The 20934-nt window shown below is 61.7% G+C and carries 20 protein-coding genes and 2 pseudogenes; 9 read left to right on the top strand and 13 right to left on the bottom strand.

The features are described 5' to 3' along the window. Positions 1-143: 143 nt before the first annotated feature. A complete protein-coding gene (locus tag J5274_RS07740; protein WP_142824089.1) occupies positions 144-1043 on the bottom strand; it encodes a LysR family transcriptional regulator in 900 nt (299 codons plus the stop codon). 98 nt (positions 1044-1141) lie between these two features. Between J5274_RS07740 and J5274_RS07735 the strand changes: the two are divergent. Beyond that, a pseudogene (locus J5274_RS07735) lies at positions 1142-2124 on the top strand (NmrA/HSCARG family protein). Between the two features lie 169 nt (positions 2125-2293). Next, on the top strand, positions 2294-2965 hold the full coding sequence (locus J5274_RS07730; RefSeq protein ID WP_142824087.1) for an outer membrane protein: 672 nt from the start codon (positions 2294-2296) through the stop codon (positions 2963-2965). A 21-nt stretch (positions 2966-2986) separates the two neighbouring features. Here J5274_RS07730 and J5274_RS07725 read toward each other — a convergent pair whose 3' ends face one another. Beyond that, positions 2987-3430 carry a hypothetical protein gene (locus J5274_RS07725; RefSeq protein ID WP_219274901.1) on the bottom strand — a complete coding sequence of 148 codons (444 nt, stop codon included), beginning with the start codon at positions 3428-3430 and terminating at the stop codon, positions 2987-2989. A gap of 367 nt (positions 3431-3797) precedes the next feature. Between J5274_RS07725 and J5274_RS07720 the strand changes: the two genes are divergently transcribed. The 4 genes from J5274_RS07720 (at position 3798) to J5274_RS07705 (ending at position 8119) form a co-directional block, all read left to right on the top strand. Next, positions 3798-4310, top strand: coding sequence for an NUDIX hydrolase (locus tag J5274_RS07720; protein ID WP_202617129.1), 513 nt, complete (start codon positions 3798-3800; stop codon positions 4308-4310). A gap of 36 nt (positions 4311-4346) precedes the next feature. Further along, positions 4347-5840, top strand: a complete 1494-nt coding sequence (locus J5274_RS07715) for an inorganic phosphate transporter (RefSeq protein ID WP_142824085.1) — start codon at positions 4347-4349, stop codon at positions 5838-5840. A 14-nt stretch (positions 5841-5854) separates the two neighbouring features. After that, the gene (locus J5274_RS07710) at positions 5855-6592 is read left to right on the top strand and encodes a 16S rRNA (uracil(1498)-N(3))-methyltransferase (protein WP_142824084.1); all 738 of its coding nucleotides are present in this window, start codon (positions 5855-5857) and stop codon (positions 6590-6592) included. 153 nt (positions 6593-6745) lie between these two features. Further along, positions 6746-8119: a glutamate--cysteine ligase gene (locus J5274_RS07705; RefSeq protein ID WP_142824083.1), complete on the top strand. Its 1374-nt coding sequence runs from the start codon at positions 6746-6748 to the stop codon at positions 8117-8119. Positions 8120-8228: 109 nt separating this feature from the next. Here J5274_RS07705 and J5274_RS07700 read toward each other — a convergent pair whose 3' ends face one another. Next, the gene (locus tag J5274_RS07700; protein ID WP_142824082.1) at positions 8229-8528 is read right to left on the bottom strand and encodes a DUF1127 domain-containing protein; all 300 of its coding nucleotides are present in this window, start codon (positions 8526-8528) and stop codon (positions 8229-8231) included. 200 nt (positions 8529-8728) lie between these two features. Here J5274_RS07700 and J5274_RS07695 point away from each other — a divergent pair, with 200 nt between their 5' ends. Next, positions 8729-9682, top strand: a complete 954-nt coding sequence (locus J5274_RS07695) for a LysR substrate-binding domain-containing protein (RefSeq protein ID WP_111217523.1) — start codon at positions 8729-8731, stop codon at positions 9680-9682. An 83-nt stretch (positions 9683-9765) separates the two neighbouring features. Here the strand turns inward: J5274_RS07695 and J5274_RS07690 are convergent. Next, positions 9766-10073 (bottom strand): annotated as a pseudogene (locus J5274_RS07690) (catalase); the annotation flags it as partial. Positions 10074-10182: 109 nt separating this feature from the next. On the opposite strand from J5274_RS07690, the gene J5274_RS07685 reads away from it, so the two are divergent. Further along, entirely contained in the window at positions 10183-11082 is a 900-nt protein-coding gene (locus tag J5274_RS07685) for a hydrogen peroxide-inducible genes activator (protein WP_142824081.1), read from the top strand. Here J5274_RS07685 and J5274_RS07680 read toward each other — a convergent pair whose 3' ends face one another. The 4 genes from J5274_RS07680 to J5274_RS07665 form a co-directional block, all read right to left on the bottom strand. Further along, entirely contained in the window at positions 11083-11499 is a 417-nt protein-coding gene (locus tag J5274_RS07680) for an MAPEG family protein (protein ID WP_142824080.1), read from the bottom strand. A 136-nt stretch (positions 11500-11635) separates the two neighbouring features. Next, the gene (locus J5274_RS07675) at positions 11636-12202 is read right to left on the bottom strand and encodes a hypothetical protein (RefSeq protein WP_142824457.1); all 567 of its coding nucleotides are present in this window, start codon (positions 12200-12202) and stop codon (positions 11636-11638) included. Positions 12203-12205: 3 nt separating this feature from the next. After that, positions 12206-13711 (bottom strand): IMP dehydrogenase, encoded by a 1506-nt coding sequence (gene guaB, locus J5274_RS07670; RefSeq protein ID WP_142824079.1) that lies wholly within the window; start codon positions 13709-13711, stop codon positions 12206-12208. Positions 13712-13973: 262 nt separating this feature from the next. Next, positions 13974-14846, bottom strand: a complete 873-nt coding sequence (locus tag J5274_RS07665) for an MBL fold metallo-hydrolase (RefSeq protein WP_142824078.1) — start codon at positions 14844-14846, stop codon at positions 13974-13976. 286 nt (positions 14847-15132) lie between these two features. On the opposite strand from J5274_RS07665, the gene J5274_RS07660 reads away from it, so the two are divergent. Continuing rightward, complete coding sequence (locus tag J5274_RS07660; protein ID WP_142824077.1) at positions 15133-16560, top strand: DHA2 family efflux MFS transporter permease subunit; 1428 nt, start codon at positions 15133-15135, stop codon at positions 16558-16560. Positions 16561-16575: 15 nt separating this feature from the next. Here J5274_RS07660 and J5274_RS07655 read toward each other — a convergent pair whose 3' ends face one another. The 5 genes from J5274_RS07655 to J5274_RS07635 all read right to left on the bottom strand — a co-directional run bounded on the left by J5274_RS07655 (position 16576) and on the right by J5274_RS07635 (position 20913). Beyond that, a complete protein-coding gene (locus tag J5274_RS07655; RefSeq protein WP_111217509.1) occupies positions 16576-16959 on the bottom strand; it encodes a VOC family protein in 384 nt (127 codons plus the stop codon). A 65-nt stretch (positions 16960-17024) separates the two neighbouring features. Then, complete coding sequence (locus tag J5274_RS07650) at positions 17025-17744, bottom strand: RlmE family RNA methyltransferase (RefSeq protein WP_142824076.1); 720 nt, start codon at positions 17742-17744, stop codon at positions 17025-17027. A 13-nt stretch (positions 17745-17757) separates the two neighbouring features. Next, positions 17758-19314, bottom strand: a complete 1557-nt coding sequence (locus J5274_RS07645; RefSeq protein ID WP_142824075.1) for a Ppx/GppA phosphatase family protein — start codon at positions 19312-19314, stop codon at positions 17758-17760. 145 nt (positions 19315-19459) lie between these two features. After that, entirely contained in the window at positions 19460-20263 is an 804-nt protein-coding gene (locus J5274_RS07640; protein ID WP_142824074.1) for an anti-sigma factor, read from the bottom strand. Beyond that, positions 20260-20913 (bottom strand): RNA polymerase sigma factor, encoded by a 654-nt coding sequence (locus J5274_RS07635; protein WP_224128232.1) that lies wholly within the window; start codon positions 20911-20913, stop codon positions 20260-20262. The genes J5274_RS07640 and J5274_RS07635 overlap by 4 nt, the downstream gene beginning before the upstream one ends. Positions 20914-20934: the final 21 nt, after the last annotated feature.

Here is a 20934-nt window from a genome sequence, read left to right as displayed (position 1 = left end):
GGCATTCGTGTCCGGCCCTCTCGCTGAAATGTCGGGTCATCGCTTTTGTCACAGATGACATCAGTTTCGTCGTACGGAAAACGGCGGTTTATTTTCCAAACCATACGTGTCCTCCGCCAATCGCCTTGCTTGGCACTCTCGATTCAATCGACCATGAGATCGTAGATCAGTTGACGGATCCAATGGTGGCCGGGGTGCCCATGGGTACGATCGTGCCATACCAGCTCCACTGTAAAATGTTCATATAGCCATGGAACGTCGATCATGGTCAGCAGGGGGAGCCGACGCTGCAGCAAGCGGCGCGGCACCAGCGCGACAAGGTCGCTGGCAGCGACGATCTCCGGGACGACAAGGAAAGACGCTGCCGAGGCGACGATCTTGCGTTGACGACCAAACGCCCCGAGCGTTGCATCAACAGGGGTTGTGAATGCGCCGCCGGACGGCGAAACGATCAGTTGCTCCAGCTCGGCAAACCCTTCGGCAGTAAGGCTGTTCCTGAGATGCGGATGGCCTTCTCGACCTATGAGGACGTAGGTTTCCTCGAACAGATGCCGCGTGCGCAGGTGCGGCTGGCTGCCATCGGGCGTGGCGATCGCCAGATCGACATTGCCATCCGAAAGCTGCTGGTCCAGTCTCGGCGGGTTTAGCCGATGCACGGCGATCCGTACGCCTGGGGCCTTCTCACGCAACGCCAATATGAGGGGAAGAACGACCGCCGCCTCGACATAATCGGTGCATGCGATGGAGACAACGAGTTCGGCACTCATGGGTGCGAAGCTCTTGTGACTATCAAGAGTGCTGCGCAGCTGTTCCAGCGCCGCGCGCAATGGCTCCAGCAATTCGAACGCCTTCGCGGTCGGGATCATTCCACGATGTCCCGGAACGAGCAACGGATCATCGAAGACATCGCGGAGGCGGTTCAGCTGCGCGCTGAGCGCTGGCTGACTTAAATTCAGCCTTTTCGCAGCCTTCGTGACATTTCGCTCGATCAGCAAAGCTTCCAGGCTGACGAGCAGGTTGAGATCCATACGCTTGATATCCATCAGATGGATTGTAACCCAGAATTAAATCGATTTCACAAATACCATGCCGCCTGCCATGCCATGGGCTTCTATTGACGCCATATGCATGGGAGATCTGCATGCCATCGAACAGCAAACCTATCGTCGCGATCGCAGGAAGTCTGAGCAAACAGGGCCGTAGCGTGGCCCACTCGCTGCTAAAAAACGGGCGCTATCATGTGCGCGCCCTCACCGGCAACGTCGGTTCTCCCGAGGCGCTCGCCTTGGCGGCACAAGGGGCCGAGCTTTTCGCGGTCCCACTCGCGCAAGGCCGCAAAATGGATTTCGCCGAAGCATTCAGGGGTGCTCATGGGGCATTCCTCATGACCCCCGGCGTTGCACCGCCAGCAACATACGAGTTCGACATCGGCAAGGATCTGGCGCGGATGCCGCCGTCGAGGCCGGCGTCCAGCACGTGGTCTTCAGCACTCTGGAGAATGTCGACCAAATCACGGGCGGCACCAAGTTTGCGCCGCACTTCACCGACAAAAGCAGGGTCGAAGCCTATATCCGTGGGTTGCCGATCCTGAGTTCGTTTATCGAGCTTGCGTTCTTTTACACAAATCTCCTCGAATATTACGCGCCCCGCATGGATGGCGACACGCTGGTATTTCCCATCTATTTGCCCGAGCACTTCAAGGCACCTTTTGTCGACCCGTTGACTGCGACGGGACCGGCAGTCCTTGAAATCTTCGATCATCCCGGCACCTATTCCGGCCAGACGCTGCCGGTGATTGGCGACGTCATCTCGCCGGCAGAGATGATCGAGGCTTTTACCCGTGTCACCGGTCAAAAGGCGGTTTACGCCTCGGCTTACAGAACCGAGGAATTGCTTCGGCACTTCCCGCATTTTGCAGAGAGCCCGGACCTTGTGCGCGAGATCATCGGCATGGCCGAATTTGCGGTGGAGTACGGCTACTTCCGAGGCGATCGCGACCTTGAATGGAGCCGGCGGATCAATTCGGACTGCCTTGGCTGGGAGCAGTTCGTCAGGACCACGGGCTGGGACGGTCCCAAAAAGACCTTCGGTTTGGAGCCTCCGACGAACGGTGGCGGCGAGTAACGTCGCAAACTCTCGCAATCCGAACCTGCGTTTTGCGACCGAATTCTCCGTCGCAAAACCAGCAGTCTTGGCGAACGAGGTCAGCAAATGGCCACTCTACCGCCTGTTGTAATAGCCATGTCATGAAATCCCGACATCAATGGGTGACTGAATCATCCGGGGGTTCTTCATGCGCCGTGCCAATCGACTTCGCCAGTCGGCCTTTGCTGCCGTGGCGTTCTTTACGGTTCTTACCGTTGCCGACCACGCTTTTGCCGACATGATGTTTTCGGCCTATGGCGGAGTGCAGGGAGCGACCGGCAGCAATGTCACGACGTCAGACGGCGCGGATTTCGATCCGAACTGGTCCGGCAAATCCTTCAGCAACCCGCCCTATTACGGCGTTCGCGGAACATGGTGGCTGGACGAGCTCAACCAGCCGGACTGGGGCGTGTCGCTCGACTACACCCACGCCAAGGTCTATGGCGACCTCGGCAACACACCGGGCTGGTCGCACTTCGAGTTCACGGACGGGCTCAATCTGCTGACGGCCAACGCGCTCTATCGTTTTCAGGACCCTTCCCGCAAATGGACGCCCTATGTGGGTGCCGGCGCGGGCATCAACGTACCGCACGTGGAAGTCACGCGTTCGTCCGGTCGCACCTTCGACTATCAGTTCGGCGGGCTTGCCCTACAGGCACAGGCAGGCGTGAGCTACGATATCAGCAAGCACTGGGCGACGTTCGTCGAATACAAAGGCAATTACTCCTTTGTCGATAACGTTTCCATCGACAGTGGCGACACGTTGAAGACGCGCGTCTTCACCAATGCCATCAACTTCGGCGTTTCGTTCAAGTTCTAGAGCGGCGGGTTTGGCGGCCCGTCACTTGGCGTTGCAGGTGAGCCTGCCGGTCAGCTTGACCGGCTTGGCACCGTCCGGCGTGGAGATTGTCAGGACATAGCTGCCCGGCATCGGGGTTCCATCTTCCTTGCCTGATGCGACGATGACAAGCTCGGCACTGGCCGCGTTGTCGCCATTGCCGTTAAAGGCTGCGACAGCAAGCCGCACTTCGCCGGCATAGGCCCAATACTGCGTCAACTGGCTGGATTCCAGCGGCAGTTTGCGGAAGTCTTCCGGGATGAGGGCGGACTTGCCGATCATAAGGCCACGGAAATGATTGAGCTTGTGGCCCGGACCGTCTGAAAAGCCGCTGTCTATGCTGAACTTGATGGAGGTGTCGTCGGCTGCACAGTAGAAGCGGTCTGCGGCCAAAGCAGGCACCGCAACCGCGCAGATGCCGATAGAAAGCAGTAGTCGACGCCACATGTCGGCAATCCCCGTTGCACTGAAATACGCTCCGCATTCCACTTCCGGAGCAGACACATTAAGACACTAAGGGAAACTCTTTAATTTTTGCAATATCGTAAAAGTGAAGCTATAGAGGCCATCGGACGATTGAAAGTTAGCGCGTCCGTCTTACGTCTGGTGTCACCGACCCTCCTCCCTCGGCTATCTCGCGTCTCGTCGTCACAGAGACGAACGGCGACGGATTCTGACGATGGAGACGCGGATTTGCTGATAATCAACCTTGGAAGCCGGGCCTAAACCGCTTTTTCATAGGTTCTAGCCCAGGTTGATGTAGAATAAACTTGTTTAATGATTCCTCGCGAAAATTACAAAGGTGACCCGCCCGTTGACTCTCCTAGCCCGACTCGCCACCGATATGCATCTGATGTTGCGTCGCCCGCCGCGGCAGCAGTACGCAGCCCTGTGCTATCGCTTTAAAAAGAAGACAGGCGAGTTGGAAATGTTGCTGATGACCAGCCGCGATACCGGTCGCTGGGTCATTCCCAAGGGCTGGCCGATGTCAGGCAAGCTGTCGCATGAAGTGGCCGCCCGCGAGGCTTACGAGGAGGCCGGCGTGCGCGGAAAAGTGGAAGCCACATCTCTCGGCTTCTTCACCTACCCCAAGGTCATGAAGGACGGCCTGACCGTGCCGTGCAAGGTGCAGGTCTACGCCCTTGCCGTCACCGAACTTGCCAAGAATTTCAAGGAAAAGGGCGAACGCACGCTCGAATGGGTTTCCTGCAACGAAGCCGTCAGGCGCGTCCGTGAACCGGAACTGCGCGATCTCATCCTCGCCTTCCAGCAGCGGATGGGACTTACCGGCCAGGCCGAAGACACCGACCGCAGTTCCACGTCGTGACCTCACAGCATTGCGCCTCAACGTCGAGGAAAAAGCATGTCTGAGCGGCCGGCCGGATTGATAAAGCCAACTCTCGACAAGGATCTCGACAAGCTCACCTATGTCGAGGACGCCGCCGATCACGTGGTAAAGCCGCTGATCGCGCCCGGCTATGCGCTGATATTCCTCGGCGTTGCCATGCTGTTTGCCGGCATCTACGTGTTCGACAGACCCGGCGCGACGCTGGTCATTGCCGGCGTAGCGCTGGCTGGATATATGGCGCTCAACATCGGCGCGAAGGATGTGGCCAATACCGTAGGCGCTGCCGTCGGTGCGCGCGCCATCGGCATGCGGCAGGCGCTGGTAATGGCGGCGGTCGTCGAGGTGCTGGGCGCCACCATCGCCGGCGGTCCCGTGGTGCGGACCATATCCTCGGAGATCATCGATACGTCGCGGATCGCCCAGAGCGGCCTGCTCGCCTGGGTGATGATCTCGGCGCTGACTGCCGCCGCCGTCTGGATCAATCTTGCGACCTGGCTGAAGGCGCCGGTCTCGACCACGCATGCCATCGTTGGCGCCGTCATCGGCGCGGGGATTGCCGGCGTCGGTGTCGATACCATCCATTGGCGCACTGTCATCGCGATCTCGGTCACCTGGATGTTGACGCCGATGATCGCCGGGGCGATTGCCGCAGGCTTTTTGTACCTGATCAAGACCTTCATCATCTACCGCGACGACAAGATCCTTGCTGCCCGCTACTGGATCCCGATCCTGACGGGGACGATGGCAGGCACCTTTGCATCCTACCTCGTGATGGTGCTGACGCGCGCCGCGCCCTATTCCCCGGCAACGGTTCTGACGATCGGCATCACCGTCGGCCTGCTGGTGTGGCTGATGGCGCGGCCTCTGGTGGCGCGCCAGTCGGTCGGCCTCGAGAACAAGAACAGCGCCTTGCGCGGCCTGTTTCGCCTGCCGTTGATTTGCTCGGCGGCGCTGCTGTCCTTTGCCCATGGCGCCAACGATATCGCCAACACAGTCGGCCCACTGAGCGCGATCGTGCGCTCTGCAGGGACCTTACCCGCCGGTCCAGCGCCGTTCTGGGTCGTCCTGATCGGCGGCTGCGGAATTGCCGTCGGCATCCTGCTGTTCGGGCCCCGGTTGATCCGGCTTGTCGGCGAGCAGATCACCAAGCTCAACCCGATGCGCGGCTACTGCGTCGCTCTTTCGGCGGCGCTGACCGTTATCGTCACTTCCTGGTTCGGAATGCCGGTCAGCTCGACCCATGTCGCAATCGGCGCGGTCTTCGGCGTCGGGTTCTTCCGTGAATGGTATACCCGCAACTCGAAACGGCGGATGGCCTATATGCGGATGAAGGCGGAGCATTGGGATATCGAGGAACAGGAAGTCTACAATCCGGACGAGATCAGCCGCCGACGCCTGGTACGCCGGTCGCATTTCCTGACGATCATCGGCGCCTGGATCGTGACGGTGCCTGCGGCGGCCCTGCTTGCGGCCGGGGTTTATTCGGTTATGTTCGCGCTCTTCGTCTAACAGCCAGGGTTTTCATGCGCGCCAATTTTCGTATGCAGCGACTGTTCGTCGCCGCCGATATCTCAGAGGGCCAGCCCCTCGAGGTCGGCGCAGAACAATTCAACTATCTGGCCAACGTGCTGCGGCTCGAAGCCGATGCGGAGATCTTGATCTTCAACGGCCGCGACGGGGAATGGCAGGCCAAGCTCGCCTTTCCGACCCGCAAGCGCCTGCTGCTGATCCCCCATTTGCAGACACGCCCGCAGCCCGCACCTTCGGATCTGCACTATCTCTTCGCGCCGCTGAAAGTCGGCCGTCTCGACTATCTGGTCCAGAAGGCCGTGGAAATGGGCGCAGGCATTCTGCAACCGGTGATGACACAGCATGTGCAGGGCAAGATCGGCAGCATCGACCGGCTGCGCGCCAACGCGGTCGAGGCAGCCGAGCAATGCGGCATCCTCGCCATTCCCGAGGTGGCCGAGCCCGTGAAGCTCAATGACCTGCTCGATCGCTGGCCGAGCGAGCGCCGTATCATCTATTGTGACGAGGGCGATGCAGCGCAGAACCCGCTTCCGCTGCTGCGGTCCATACAGGAGACGCGGCTGGCACTTCTTGTCGGGCCGGAGGGCGGGTTTTCGGAGGACGAGCGCGCCCGGTTGCGATCCCTGGATTTCGTGACCGCCATTCCGCTCGGGCCCCGTATCCTCAGAGCCGACACAGCAGCGGTCGCTGCGATGGCGGTGATCCAAGCGGCGATCGGCGATTGGCAATAATTACTCAAGGCACTGTACAAATTTGGGCGAGATCGTATTTTTCTGAACAAGCCTTGAAACAAATTCACTTGCACCGTAACTGAGTCCAGCCCTATCAGCCATTCTTTCTGTCTGTCTTCCGCACAGGCACCCTTCCGAGATCAAGGTAGCTTCATGGCCCGCGACACGACCGACCAGACCCCGATCGAATCGGTGTCGGAACTGACCGAATATCTCGACGCCGGCAGCAAGCCGAAGGACAGCTTTCGCATCGGCACCGAGCACGAGAAGTTCGCCTTTTTCCGCGCCGACAACAGCCCGGTTCCCTATTTCGGCGATGCCAGCATCTCGGCCCTGCTGAAGGGCATGCGCGAAAAGCTCGGTTGGGACGAGATCATCGATGCCGGCCATGTCATCGGGCTGGCCGAACCATCGGGCATGGGTGCGATATCGATTGAACCCGGTGGCCAGTTCGAGCTGTCCGGGGCGCCGGTCGAGACTATTCACCAGACCTGCAAGGAATCCAACCAGCACCTCGCAACCGTGCGCGAAGTTGCCGAGCCGATGGGTATCCGCTTTCTCGGCGTCGGTGGCAGCCCTAAATGGACGCTGGCCGAAACGCCGCGCATGCCGAAATCGCGCTATGACATCATGACCCGCTACATGCCGAAAGTCGGCAGCAAGGGGCTGGACATGATGTATCGCACCTGCACCATCCAGGTGAACCTCGACTTCTCCTCCGAAGCAGACATGCGCCAGAAGATGCGCGTATCGATGAAGCTGCAGTCGCTGGCAACAGCGCTGTTTGCCGCATCTCCGTTTACCGAAGGCAAGCCGAACGGCCTGTCTTCCTGGCGAGGCGATATCTGGCGCGATACGGACAACAACCGTTCCGGCTTGCTGCCATTCACCTTCGGCGACGATTTCCGCTTCGAGCATTATGTCGAATGGGCGCTCGACGTGCCGATGTACTTCATCGTTCGTGACGGCAGCTACCACGACTGTACCCACGTTACATTCCGCCAGTTCATGAACGGCGCGCTGAAGGGTGAGGTTGCATCGTGGGAGCCGACCATGGGCGACTGGACCAACCACCTGTCCACCTTGTTTCCCGATGTGCGGCTGAAGCGATTCCTGGAAATGCGCGGTGCCGATGGCGGTCCCTGGCGCCGGATCTGCGCCCTGCCGGCATTCTGGGTCGGGTTGCTCTATGACGACGCTGCCCTGTCGGCGGCTGACGAGATGACCAAGGGCTGGGGCTTCGACGAGGTCGAGACGCTGCGCAACGCGGTGCCTGTGCAGGGCCTGACTGCAAGCTTTGGCGGTCGCTCGCTGCTCGACATCGCCCGTGACGTGGTTTCGATCTCGCGCGCCGGCCTCAAATCTCGTGCCCGTCTCAACAGCGAAGGCCAGGACGAAAGCCTGTTCCTCGCGCCTCTCGAAGAAGTTCTGGCCAATAAGGCGACCCTCTCCGACGACATGCTGACGCGCTATAACGGTCGCTGGAATCAGTCCGTCGAGCCGGTTTTCGACGAATACCAATATTAGAGTATTCGGCACGCGCGGGGCCGGCACAAAAAAACCCGGTGTCGGCTAGGCCGGACACCGGGCAAGAGGCAGGGCAATTGGCTATCACCCTGCGGGGAAACTTGAATTCTCAGCCGCGAAAATCATCGCTGCCGAAGCTACGCGCACGGCGCCGGGCGGACTGCGTCAGGTGCAACGACGGGTCTTCGAAGAACGAGGAACCCATGAGGGCCCTGTTCAGCTCGCCCCTGGTCAATCCGATGTCACGCAGCTGGTTGTCGTCGAGATCCTGCAGCCGATTGATTTCGGTGCGATGGCGGAACACGCGGCCTGCAGAGATCAGCATGGCAAAGACATAGGTCACGCGGGCTGCAAGGGGCAGGGTGCGTGTGGCGGTCTTCATTGGCAGTCTCAGTTCCGTCGTGCTCATTTGACTATCCTTCCCAAGGCACGCAAAAACCACCCTCCTCATGGGGGGATCCGGGAGATCAGGTGGTGTTGATCGGGCGCGAACGACGACGCTGCCGTTCGATTGCGATGCAATTTGCAGTTGGAAGATGCCAAATGGCTATTGATCAGTCCAACGAATGTTTCTAATGCTTGTCATCAACTCTTTTCATAGGTGAGACAATGGCAGCGCCGCTCGATATCGACCAGTTGCAGACCTTCATTGCTATTGTCGACACCGGCAGCTTCACCAAGGCGGCCGACCGTATCTTCAAGACCCAGTCTGCAGTCTCCATGCAGATGCGCCGGCTCGAGGAGCGGGTTGGCAAGCAGCTGTTCATCAAGGACGGTCGCGGCAACCGGCTGACGGCCGAGGGCGAAAAGCTGCTCGACTATGCGCGGCGCATCATCCGCCTCAACAACGAGGCGATTGCGGCCTTCGACGATAACCGGCTGGAAGGCACGCTGCGCATCGGCACGCCCGACGATTACGCCGACCGCTATATGCCGGAGATCATCGGCCGCTTTGCCAAGACCCATCCGAATGTCGAGCTTTACATCGTCTGCGAGCCGTCGGTCGACCTCGCCGAGAAGATGGCGCGCGGCGAACTCGACATCGCGCTCGTCACCCACAATCCGCGCGAACGTGTGTCCGACGTGGTCAGGACCGAGCCGCTCTGCTGGGTGAGTTCGGCCAACCATCCGCTGCGTGACGACGCACCGGTGCCGCTGGCGCTGGGCAGGCGGGATTGCCCGTGGCGGCAGGTCAGCTGTTCGTCGCTCGATGCTGTCGGCCGCGAATATCAGGTGCTGTTCACGAGCTGGTCGTGCACCGTCATTGCATCTGCAGTGCTGGCGGGCCTTGCGGTGTCGGTGATGCCGGAATCGGCGCTGCGCAACGGCATGAAGGTTCTCAGCCACGCAGATGGCTTTCCAGCACTGCCGCCGGTGCAGATCGGCATCATGAAGCGGCCGGGTGTCTCCGCATCGCTGATGAACGCCATCACCGCGCATATCTCGGCCTGCCTGGATAACATCACGCCGGCCGCCACGGGCGAAGAGAGTGAAGCCGACAGCAAGGGCCTCAACCGCTACCTGCCGCGCTCCAAGGCCGCCCTGGTGCTTCCGAGCTGGTAATCGCCCATCTGGCAGGGTCCGCCTGAAACAGAAATCGGGGCAAAAGCCCCGATTTCCAAACTCTGTTTTCGCAGCAAAAAGCCCTACTCTGCGGCGGCGCTGATCGTATCGGCTTCGTAGCCGTGCGCGTTCTTGAGCGCGATACGGACACCGGCCTCGTATTCCGGATGCACCAGCTTGAAATGGGCCAGCTGACGCTCGACGATCTCGCCCATGGCAGCGGCGATGTTCGACGGCGAGAACGCGGCGTCTCGATCTCGGCGAAGTAGTTTTCCGGATTGCGGTTCAGTTCGATCACGCCGATTTCGATCGGCGGATACTCCGGGTGCGGCCAGACTTTCGTCAGGTCGAACGGATTGTAGGATGTCTTTTGTGCATCCATTTCCGGCATGGCTCAGATGCGTGTTGAACCCTCCTGCACGTTCGGTCGCACCTTGTCCCATTGACTTTCGATAATTTCCAATCGTATTAGATGTCATTTTTGATCCGGAAATCCTATCATGCTGACGTTGCGCCAGATGCGCTATTTCGAAGCCCTTGCCACTACCCGACATTTCGGCCGGGCCGCCGATCTCGTCCACATCAGCCAGCCGGCACTTTCCGCGCAGATCATGGAGATGGAGAATTATCTCGGCGCCAAGCTGGTGGAGCGCACGCGCGGCAGCACGATCCTGACGCGCAAGGGCGAGGAGGTGCTGACCCATGTCCACACCATATTGCATGAGGTCGATCGGCTCGAGCGGTCGGTCCGGCGAGAGGGCGGCGTGCTCGACGGGCTGATCCGCATCGGCATCATCCCGACCGTCGCACCTTACCTGGTGCCGCAGTTCGTGCCCTACCTGCGCCGCGCTTATCCTAACGTCGAGATCGAACTGAAGGAGGCGGTGACCAGCCGGCTGCTGGCGGATCTCGCCGAAGGAAGGCTGGATGCCGTCATTGCGGCGCTGCCGCTCGAGGGCGAAGGCATTCGCACCCGATCGCTTTTCACCGACCGGTTCTTCATGGCGATGGCCGAGAACGGCGATGATGTGCTAATGTCGCCGCTCACCGAAAACGAAGTGGATGTCGACCGCCTGCTGCTGCTGGAAGAAGGCCACTGCCTGCGCGAACAGGCGCTTTCCGTCTGCGGCGCCGGCAAGCGCAGCCTTGTCAATTTCGGGGCGACGTCGATGACGACGCTGCTGCAGATGGTGTCGCACGACATGGGAATGACGCTGATCCCCGAAATGGCCGTCGCCACCGAGACCGGCCGTACCAGCATCCGCATCGTCCCCTTCGCGGAGCCTCAGCCGTCACGCGAGATCGGGCTGGCGTGGCGGCGCAATAACCAGAGCGACATCGACATGCAGGCGCTGGCAGACGCCGTCATTGCGGCAAGCCCGGCACCGGTAGCAGGCTGATTAGGAAAAGGCGAGCCATACCGCCAGCCATACCCAGAGGCCGACGAGCGCCAGAAAGCTCAAGGCAAACAGGGGGCTGCGGTAGCGCAGGTTGTTGCTCGTGACATGCACATAGGCGTGGCCATAGCGCATCGCCACGAAGAACCAGGCAAGCGCGACCGCCGGAAGGTTGTCGGCCTGAGTCATGAACAGGACGATGGAGACGACGTAGAACAGCACCGGCAATTCGAACTGGTTGGCGATGGCATTGCGCACCACCAGGCTCTCGGCCGGCTCGTCGCGATTTTCTCGGAATTGCTCCATCTTAGCCCTGCCGCTCTTCATGGCAGCAGAGCGGCGCAGGCTGAGCAGGCCGTAGAGGATAAGCACCAGAACGGTCTGCGCCACCAAGGGCCAAAACATTTCATAGCCGGTCATGCAGCGACTCCAAGAACTGCGGGAACATGACGCTGCTCTAGTCGAAAAAACACGCGCCTGCCAGCGCCTGCAACGGGTATCCGCCGATCACTTTGCGACAGCTTCCGGATTGCCCACGAGCCCAGCAACTGGCCTATCAATCCGGTTCGGGCTGGCGGCTGAGGACGGCGAAGCGGATGAGCAGTATGACGGCCACAACCAGCGTCAGGAACTTCAGTCGCCCGAGCACGGGCATGACAGCGGAGGCAAATGCAAGCGTTTGCTCTGACGCTACGGCCGGCGGGAAGACCAACATTGCGAGGATCGTCTCACCGCAGCCGACCAGTCCGTAGAGAATAGGCAGACAGAACAGCAGGAAGACGCCGGCCGGAGGAATCGGCCTGCCGAAAAAGATGCCGCCGGGTTTGACGCGCTTCAGGAGCAGGAAAAGCAGGGCTGCGGACGCCACCGCGAAGACCAGCGCCGGCCCGGTATCCAGTCCATGCTGGATTACCGCCGCATCGGGGTGGGTGCGCAGAAATTCCGCCATGTCGCGGACGTCGGCGGCCTCGTAGCCCGCTATGCGGATCGCGAGGACATCACGACCCGCAGCGGCAGCCCGGAATGGCAGCACGAAACCCATATAGATCCAGGCTGCCAGCGCTATGCAAAGCGCCGCCAGGCCCGAGATCCACCGTTTCAGAGGCCCGCCGTCCGGCTGCATCAATCAGAGACCGCCGCCAGGATAGTTCGGGCTTTCGCGGGTGATCGTCACGTCGTGGGTGTGGCTTTCGCGGAGGCCAGCGCCGGAGATGCGCACGAAGGTCGCCTTCTGCTGGAAATCGGCGATGTCCTTGCCGCCGACATAGCCCATGGCCGCCTTCAGGCCGCCGCCGAGCTGGTGAAGGACGCCCGAGACCGGGCCCTTGTAGGGCACCTGGCCCTCGATGCCCTCGGGCACCAGCTTCAGGGTGTCGCGAACCTCCGCCTGGAAGTAGCGGTCTGCCGAGCCACGCGCCATGGCGCCGACGGAGCCCATGCCGCGATAGGCCTTGAAGGAGCGACCCTGGTAGAGATAGACCTCGCCGGGGCTTTCGTCCGTGCCGGCCAGCAGCGAGCCGATCATCACGGCTGACGCACCGGAGGCGATGGCCTTGGCCAGATCGCCCGAAAACTTGATGCCGCCGTCGGCGATGATCGGGATGTTCTGTGCCTGTGCTGCCTCGACGGCCGACATGATGGCGGCCAGCTGCGGCACGCCGACGCCGGCAACGATGCGGGTGGTGCAGATCGAGCCCGGGCCGATCCCGACCTTGACGGCATCAGCGCCGGCATCGATCAGGGCGCGGGTGCCGTCATAGGTGGCGACATTGCCGGCCATGACGCGAACGGAATTCGACAGGCGCTTGACGCGGGTCACGGCATCGAGGACGCGCTGCGAATGGCCATGGGCGGTATCGACGACCAGCAGGTCGACACCGGCCTCGATCAGGCGTTCGGCACGCTCGAAACCGTCGTCGCCGACGTTGATGGCAGCGGCGGCGCGCAGGCGGCCCTGGCTGTCCTTGGAGGCATTCGGGTTGAGCTGGGACTTCTCGATGTCCTTGACGGTGATCAGGCCGACGCAGCGGCCTTCGGCATCCACGACCAGCAGCTTTTCAATGCGGTGCGAGTGGAGAAGACGCTTGGCTTCCTGCTGATCGACATTTTCTTTCACCGTGATGAGGTTCTCACGGGTCATCAACTCGTAGATTTTCTGGTTTGGATCGGAGGCGAAGCGGACGTCGCGGTTGGTAAGGATGCCGACCAGGCGACCGGGCTTCTCGGTGTCGCTGCCTGGGCTCTCGACGACAGGGATGCCGGAAATGTGGTAGTGCTTCATCAGTCCGAGCGCATCGGCGAGCGTGGCGTCGGGGCCGATGGTGACCGGGTTGACGACCATGCCGCTTTCGAACTTCTTCACCTGGCGGACCTGCTCGGCCTGGGCGACGGGGGTCAGGTTGCGGTGGATGACGCCGATGCCACCGGCCTGAGCCATGGCGATGGCGAGGCGACCCTCTGTGACGGTGTCCATCGCCGCCGAGATGATCGGCAGGTTCAGTTCGATATCCTGGGCGATGCGGGTCGAGACATTGGTCTGGCCGGGCATCACTTCGGAATGTCCGGGCTGCAGAAGCACGTCGTCAAAGGTCAGGGCTTCGAGCCCAGTTGCTGTTTCAATGATGCGGGCCATGCCAATTCCTCGTCTTTAAGAAAATGCGGAGCACCCCCGGAATGATTATCCGCCCCGGCGGTGATGCAAGAATTGATTAAGAGTTGGCGAGGGCTGGTACCACGTCCGCGGACCGATGGAAATAGCAAAACGCAGTCGCGCGGTTGCAACGCAGCTATGCATGAGGCGGCGAGAGGCCACGACGACCGGAGCCGATGGCACCGGTCGTAGTTTCATGGATGACGTATACGTGGGCATTTGGGCTCTGCCCTGTCGGCTGCCGTCAGAAGTCGAATTGATAGCTTTTCGGCACGAAGCGGAAGCCGGTGTCGATTTTCTCGACGAAACCGACCGCCGGGAACGGCATGTGGTAGCCAAGGAACGGGATGCGGTCCTTCGCGATCAGGTCGAAGATACGCCGGCGTGTCTGGGCGGCCTGCACCTTGTCCAGATCGAAACGGACCTCCCAGTCCGGCTGCTGCAGCGACAGGACATAGTGGTTGGCGGTATCCGCAGTCAGCACGATCTGCTCGCCCTCGGACTCCACGTGGAAGACCATGTGGCCGGGCGTATGGCCGGGCGCCAGCATGGCTGTCATGCCGGGCACCACCGTATCGCCGTCGTTGACGAAGGTGATCTTCTCCGCCAGCGGCACGACGTTGGCGAGCACGCTTTTCTGGTTGCCTTCAGCGGGAGTTCCCTGCCGGGCCTCATCGGTCCAGAAATCATATTCGATGCGACCGGCTGTGTAGCTGGCATTCGCGAAGGCCGGCTTTCCGTCTTCCATCAAGCCTGCGATGTGGTCACCGTGCAGGTGGGTGAGCAGGACGCGGGTGATGCTCTCCGGTTCGTAGCCGGCCGTCTTCATGCCGGCCGCCAGGCGACCGCCGCCCTTTTCGCGCATCGCCGCGCCAAAGCCGGTATCGACGAGGATCACGTCCTTGCCGTTGTCGATGATGACCGGCGAATAGCTGTTGACGAAGCGGTCGGTCGGCAGAAAGTTGTCTGCCAGCAGTGCCTGCACCGTCTCGGGCCTCTGATTGACGCCGAAGGTTTCCCAGGGTCTATCCAGAATGCTGACGCCGTCCTTGATGACCGTGAATTTCAGCGCACCCAGTTTGAACTGGTTGATTTCCGGCAGCGGTAAAACAGTCATACAGTCTTGCTCCTACAGTGCGGCAATGCCGCCAAATATGCGCGCGAAATTTCCGGCCAAAGGTCAAATGCATACTCGCGCGGCTCGGTGCGATTAGCATTTTCATGCTGATGGCACATGTCAAAACTAGACAGGCAGCGAGGTTGGCAAGCGATTTCACGAAGACGTGATCCCGATAGCGACAGCAGGCTTATTAGGGGATTGGCAGAGCAAGTCCCGAGGAATAGAGAGCGGCTACCGCCCAGGCGGCATCTCCACGACGGCATCCCATGCAAGGCACCAGCCTATGAATCGCATCGTCCCGCTCATCCTCGCTATCGCACTCTTCATGGAACAGATGGACTCGACGGTGATCGCCACGGCGCTGCCGGCGATTGCGGCGGATCTGCATGTCGGGCCGATCACGCTGAAGCTTGCGCTGACCTCCTACATGGTGGCGCTCGCGGTGTTCATCCCGATCAGCGGCTGGATGGCGGATCGTTTCGGCGCCAAGCGGATTTTCCGCATTGCTATCTGCGTCTTCGTCGTCGGATCGATCTTCTGCGCCGCATCGGGCAGCCTGCTGGAGTTCGTCGGCTCGCGCTTCCTGCAGGGCGTCGGTGGCTCGATGATGACGCCGATCGGACGACTGGTTCTGGTGCGCACCACCAAGCGCAGCGATCTGGTGTCAGCGATGGCGCTGCTCAGCATACCGGCGCTTGTGGGACCGCTGGCCGGGCCGCCGCTCGGTGGCTTCATCACCACCTACTTCTCCTGGCATTGGATCTTCCTGATCAATGTGCCGGTCGGCATCGTCGGCGTTATCCTCGCGACCATATTCCTGCCGGAAGTCGAGGCCATGGCGCCGCCGAAGCTGGATATCATCGGCTTCCTGCTGACCTCGTTTGCTGCTGCCGGCATCGTTTTCGGCATGTCCGTCATCAGCCTGCCGGCCCTGCCCTCCTATATCGGCATCTCGGCAGTGGTCATCGGCTTTGTCTGCGGCCTTCTCTATGTCGGCCACGCCCGCAATCATCCGTCGCCGATCCTCAATCTGAAACTGTTGCGGAAGCCGACGTTCCGCGCATCGGTGACCGGCGGCATCCTGTTCCGCATCTGCATAGGCGCCATGCCGTTCCTATTGCCGTTGATGCTGCAGCTGGGTTTCGGCCTGAACCCATTCCAGTCGGGGCTGATCACCTTTGCCGGCGCCATCGGGGCGATCAGCACCAAGTTCATCGCCAAGCGCGTCTTTGCCGCCTTCGGCTTCCGGACCGCACTGCTGACGGCCGCCGGCGTCACGACCATGACCACGGTTGCCATCGGCTTCTTCGAGCCAACGACGTCTCACCTCGTGATCATCGGCGTGCTGCTTCTCGGAGGCTTCTCGCGGTCGTTCTTCTTTACGGGGATCAATGCGCTGGCCTTTGCCGATGTCGATGACCGGGAGGCAAGCCAGGCGACGTCGATGAGCTCGGTGATGCAGCAGGTCAGCCTCGCGCTCGGCGTTGCCGTGGCCGCCGCGATCCTGGAGACGACGACCTTCTTCAGCGGCACCAGCCTGCAGGTCGCCGATTTCCACATCGCCTTCTTCACGCTCTCGGTGCTGACCGTCATCGCGACGCTGCCGTTCCTGCGCCTCGACCGCAACGCCGGTGCACTGCTCTCTGGCCATGGGGCAGGACCCAGCAAGGCAGAGGTTCTGGCTGTGCCGCAGACGCCCGCCGCAGAGTAACGCGTCAGCCCTCGATCAGGAAGGTTGCTCGCAGACTGCGCTGAGCTTGTTGCCATCGGGATCGCGGACATAGGCGGCGTAGAAGTTGGCGTGGTAGGAGCGCAGGCCGGGGGCACCCTCGTCGCTGCCGCCATGGGCCAGCGCCTGCGCATGGAAGGCATCTACGGCGGCGCGGCTTTCCGCATCCAGCGCAACCATCGAGCCATTGCCGATGCTGGCCGCGCGCCGGTTAAAGGGCATCACCACCCAGAGGCGGCAACGGCTGTCGCCATCGGCAGCATAGCCGATCTCTTCCTCCGAATCCCGCTGGCGCCTGTAGCCGAGGCCCGCCAGAACAGCATCGTAGAAATCGCCGGCGCGATGGATATCGTTGGTTCCGATGGTGACGTAAAGCAGCATCCGCAAAGATTAGCCAGAGAGACTGGCTATTCATAGTGATGCTTTGAATAATTTGGAAACTAGGCTTAATTCGTCTCTTCTTCGATATCCGCCTTGCGACCTTTGAAGCCCTTGGCAAGCAGGAACATCTCGACGGATTCCTGCCTCGACGAGGCCGGCTTGACGTGTACGACCTGCTTGAAGTTCTGCTTGAGCAGCGTCAGCAGGTCACGCTCGGCGCCACCCTGGAAGGTCTTTGCCAGGAAATGGCCGCCTTCAGCCAGCACTTCGATAGCGAAATAGGCAGCGACTTCGCAGAGATGCATGGTGCGCAGGTGGTCGGTGCGATGATGGCCGGTGGTCGGGGCTGCCATGTCGGAGAGAACGATATCCGGCTGGCCGCCAACCGCCTCGATCAGGAGGCGCGGTGCGTGTTCGTCGAGGAAGTCGAGCTGCAGGATCTTGACGCCCGGCAGCTGCGTCATTTCGAGGAAGTCGATCGCAGCGACGCGGATGTCCTCGTCGGTCGAGCCGGTCACCTTGGCAGCGATCTGCGACCAGCTGCCTGGGGCCGCACCGAGGTCGATGATGCGCTGCGCACCCTTGAGGATGTGATGCTTCTCGTCGATCTCCAGCAGCTTGAAGGCGGCTCGGGCGCGATAACCCTCGAGCTGCGCCCGCTGCACGTAGGGATCGTTGATGTGACGATGCAGCCACTGGCGCGACGAGGCTTTCATCTTCTTCTTGGTGACGCGCTGGCCAAGCTTGCGGCCGGTGCGGTTGGCACCTACGGGTGGTTTGGTCATCGATACGACCCCTTCAATTGTTCGGACGATAGCCGCGGCGCGAGCGACCGCGCCGCCAGACCCCGTCATCTGCCATCATGTCGGTGAGCAGGCCTTCACGCAATCCACGATCGGCAACGCGCATGCGCGGGCTCGGCCAACGGCGGCGGATGGCCTCGAGAATGGCGCAGCCGGCCAGGACCAGATCGGCGCGATCTGGCCCGATGCACGGATTGGCAGCGCGACCGGCGAAATCCCAGGAGAGCAGCTTTGCCTGCATTGCCGTCACCTCGTCGTCGGACAGCCAGACGCCGTCGACCTTGCGACGGTCGTAACGCGGCAGATCGAGATGGACGCCGGCGAGCGTCGTCACCGTTCCGGAGGTGCCGATCAGGTGGAAATCCGTGCTGTCGCGCATAGCAAGCGGCGACGGCGGGCAATCGAACTTGTCGAGCATGCCCTCGACTTCGTTGATCATTGCCTCGAAGACGACAGGGCTGACGTCGCGGCCCCCGTGACGCTCCGACAGGGTGACGACGCCGACCGGCAGCGACGTCCAGTGGGTGATGTGGTTGGCAAGGCGGCTGGAGCGGTGATCGTCGATGCGAATGACGGCAATCTCGGACGAGCCACCACCGATGTCGAACAGCACCACGGAGCGGGCTTCCGGGCCGACCAGCGAGGAGCAACCGGAGACGGCAAGGCGCGCTTCTGTCTCCCGGTCGATGATCTCGAGCTCGAGACCGGTTTCCTCGAGAACGCGCGCGAGGAACAGCTCGCCATTTTCGGCGGCGCGGCAGGCTTCCGTGGCAATCAACCGCATCCGGCGGATATCGCGCGCCTTCAGCTTCGCGGCACAGATGCGCAGTGCTTCCACGGCGCGGTCCATGGCATCTGTCGAAAGCCGCCCGCTGGCACCGAGGCCCTCGCCGAGCCTGACAATGCGAGAGAACGCATCGATGACGCGGAACTGCCCGGGACGCGTAGGCTGGGCGATCAGCAGCCGGCAGTTGTTGGTGCCGAGATCCAGCGCCGCATAGAGATCGACCGGCTGCTGGTGGTGGTGATCGATGCTGTCGGCGGCAGGCTTCGGATCGGCATGCGTCTGCGGCTGATGCCGGCCATGAACATGGTGCTGCGCGGCATTGCGGGCATTCGCGGCGCCGTGGGCAGGAGGGACCACATGTGCCGGCTTTTCCTGCGCGAGGGGACGCCCCTGCAAACCGCGCTTGCCACGATGCTTGCGTCGGTTCGCACCGTTTTTGGGAGCCTGAGCCAGCGACGGCCGCTCGGGATGTGCCTCGACAATCGTCATGACATGGATCGTCGCATCGGCCACCGCGACGGTCGTGCGCTCGCCGCCATTGGCACGACGGCGACGCTTCCGCTTGCCATGCGGCTGGGTGCTTTTGTTATCTTTGGGGCGCATGGCGGGATCAGCGGCGCTGATCGGGCCTGGTTCCGCAGGGGAGGCTATTTCGCGCGGAGGTCCGCCACGCTTTCGCCTCGCGCGCCGGGAAGGTTTTTTCCCACGCTCTGCTACCGACGCCCCGCCTGTTTGCGGCTTTGAGCCGCTGTCGGGGTCTTCCACGTGTGTCTTCCATCGCACCGCGCAAGGCCGTAACGGCATGCAGCTGGCACTCATTTGATTTTCGTTGGTGCGAGGATACCAGCATGCGCGGCTTTCGCCAAATTCTTTTTGAATACAGTGCCGGTTGAGCCACCATGCTACCGTCTCATGCGGAAAGCCTGGCCCGCACCTGCTCCGCCGCGATCTTCATACGGTCGGCGTCGGCGTGGCCGATCAGCATGAAGGCGTGTCCTCTGGCCGACCAGTAGACGACATTCATGCCGTGACGGCGTTCCGTTTCAGGTCCTGCGGCAGCGCCTGCAGATTTGACGATACACAGCGCCATCGGGCCGTCCTCCGGGTCGAGATAGGCGATCTGGGCCAGCGGTTCGCCGTCGTATTGCAGCACTTGAGCTCGACGGAAATCGGCACCGGGAAGAGCGATGGCCTCGGGGCTGAGGGAAAGGCCGATCTTCGATCCGACCCGGTCGAGTTCCGCCAGTTGCGCCGCCCTGTCGCCTGCGGGCGCACTCAGCGTATCCGGGCTGTAAAGCGCGACATAGTCGGCGACGACAGCGCGCCATTCGGCGCCCTCGCCCGGCTGGTTCAATCGGCGATCGACACCGATGACGGCACGGTCGATGGCAATGCCGGCAATGACACAGGCGGCTGCCGCGGCGAGGAAACCGCGCCGGCCGATGGCGGCGGTAAATCGATGACTGGCTTTTACGGGTGGAATGGATGCGAGCATGGCCTCCAGCCGGTCGCCCGGCGCTGCGTCCAGAAGCGGCTCGAAGGCAGCGGCATAGGGAAGATCGGCGCGGCTGAGCTGGTCGAAGCGCTCGGCAACCGAAGGATCGGCGCCGATCAGCGCCTCCACCCTTGCAGCCTCGTCGGCGCCGAGTTCACCATCGATGAAGGCGGTCAGCAATTCGTCGGAGAGACCATGATTTCTGTCGCGGGTGCTCATCGCCGTTCCTCGTTCGATCGTCTCTCGCCGTCCGATGGCGCCATGTTCTCCGCGAGTTTGGCCCTTGCGGCGGCCAGCCGGCTCATCACGGTGCCAATGGGCACGTCGAGGACGGTCGCCACCTCGCGGTAGGATAGGCCTTCCACATAGGCCAGAAAGACAGCAGTCCGCTGGGCCTCCGGCAGGTCCTGGACCTTGCGCATGACCTGTACGGCCATGAGATGCGTTTCCGTCTGCGCGGCGCCGTCGAACACGAGGATTTCGTCAGCCTCGACAAAGCCCTGGCCCATCCGGACCCGCCGCGAACGCACCTCGTTCAGCCAGATCGAATGCAGGATCGCGAACAGCCAGCGATCAAGCCTTGTACCGGGATCGTATTGGCCGGCTCGCTCTAGGGCCCGCACGCATGTTGCCTGGACGAGATCGTCGGCGACATCGCGCTGCCTCGAGAGCACGATGGCATAGCGCCAGAGGCGCTTCAGATGCTGCGACAGGCCGGCCCTGATGTCGTCTTCGCTGGCGATGGCATCCTCCGCAGGCAAGGTTGTGCTGCGAGCCGCCGGTTTGGCCGGCGACTGCGCTGTTGTCCGACTATAGGCCGGAACCGTCACCCGCCCATAGGGCGGAAATGTCAAAGGAGCGACTGACAAGCGGATGCCCTTTCGCAGACG

The organism is Rhizobium sp. L51/94 (assembly GCF_019355555.1).
GTDB classification, from domain to species: domain Bacteria; phylum Pseudomonadota; class Alphaproteobacteria; order Rhizobiales; family Rhizobiaceae; genus Rhizobium; species Rhizobium rhododendri.
This window is presented reverse-complemented; position numbering and strand designations above follow the sequence as displayed.

Excerpts from the sequence above, each read along its gene's own strand:
- J5274_RS07715 (WP_142824085.1), top strand. The coding sequence starts at position 4,347 with ATGTCTGAGCGGCCGGCCGGATTGATAAAGCCAACTCTCGACAAGGAT.
- J5274_RS07640 (WP_142824074.1), bottom strand. The coding sequence starts at position 20,263 with ATGAGCACCCGCGACAGAAATCATGGTCTCTCCGACGAATTGCTGACC.
- J5274_RS07695 (WP_111217523.1), top strand. The coding sequence starts at position 8,729 with ATGGCAGCGCCGCTCGATATCGACCAGTTGCAGACCTTCATTGCTATT.
- J5274_RS07650 (WP_142824076.1), bottom strand. The coding sequence starts at position 17,744 with ATGACCAAACCACCCGTAGGTGCCAACCGCACCGGCCGCAAGCTTGGC.
- J5274_RS07675 (WP_142824457.1), bottom strand. The coding sequence starts at position 12,202 with ATGCAGCCGGACGGCGGGCCTCTGAAACGGTGGATCTCGGGCCTGGCG.
- J5274_RS07665 (WP_142824078.1), bottom strand. The coding sequence starts at position 14,846 with ATGACTGTTTTACCGCTGCCGGAAATCAACCAGTTCAAACTGGGTGCG.
- J5274_RS07740 (WP_142824089.1), bottom strand. The coding sequence starts at position 1,043 with ATGGATATCAAGCGTATGGATCTCAACCTGCTCGTCAGCCTGGAAGCT.
- guaB (WP_142824079.1), bottom strand. The coding sequence starts at position 13,711 with ATGGCCCGCATCATTGAAACAGCAACTGGGCTCGAAGCCCTGACCTTT.
- J5274_RS07705 (WP_142824083.1), top strand. The coding sequence starts at position 6,746 with ATGGCCCGCGACACGACCGACCAGACCCCGATCGAATCGGTGTCGGAA.
- J5274_RS07710 (WP_142824084.1), top strand. The coding sequence starts at position 5,855 with ATGCGCGCCAATTTTCGTATGCAGCGACTGTTCGTCGCCGCCGATATC.
- J5274_RS07725 (WP_219274901.1), bottom strand. The coding sequence starts at position 3,430 with ATGTGGCGTCGACTACTGCTTTCTATCGGCATCTGCGCGGTTGCGGTG.
- J5274_RS07660 (WP_142824077.1), top strand. The coding sequence starts at position 15,133 with ATGAATCGCATCGTCCCGCTCATCCTCGCTATCGCACTCTTCATGGAA.
- J5274_RS07700 (WP_142824082.1), bottom strand. The coding sequence starts at position 8,528 with ATGAGCACGACGGAACTGAGACTGCCAATGAAGACCGCCACACGCACC.
- J5274_RS07685 (WP_142824081.1), top strand. The coding sequence starts at position 10,183 with ATGCTGACGTTGCGCCAGATGCGCTATTTCGAAGCCCTTGCCACTACC.
- J5274_RS07680 (WP_142824080.1), bottom strand. The coding sequence starts at position 11,499 with ATGACCGGCTATGAAATGTTTTGGCCCTTGGTGGCGCAGACCGTTCTG.
- J5274_RS07655 (WP_111217509.1), bottom strand. The coding sequence starts at position 16,959 with ATGCTGCTTTACGTCACCATCGGAACCAACGATATCCATCGCGCCGGC.
- J5274_RS07730 (WP_142824087.1), top strand. The coding sequence starts at position 2,294 with ATGCGCCGTGCCAATCGACTTCGCCAGTCGGCCTTTGCTGCCGTGGCG.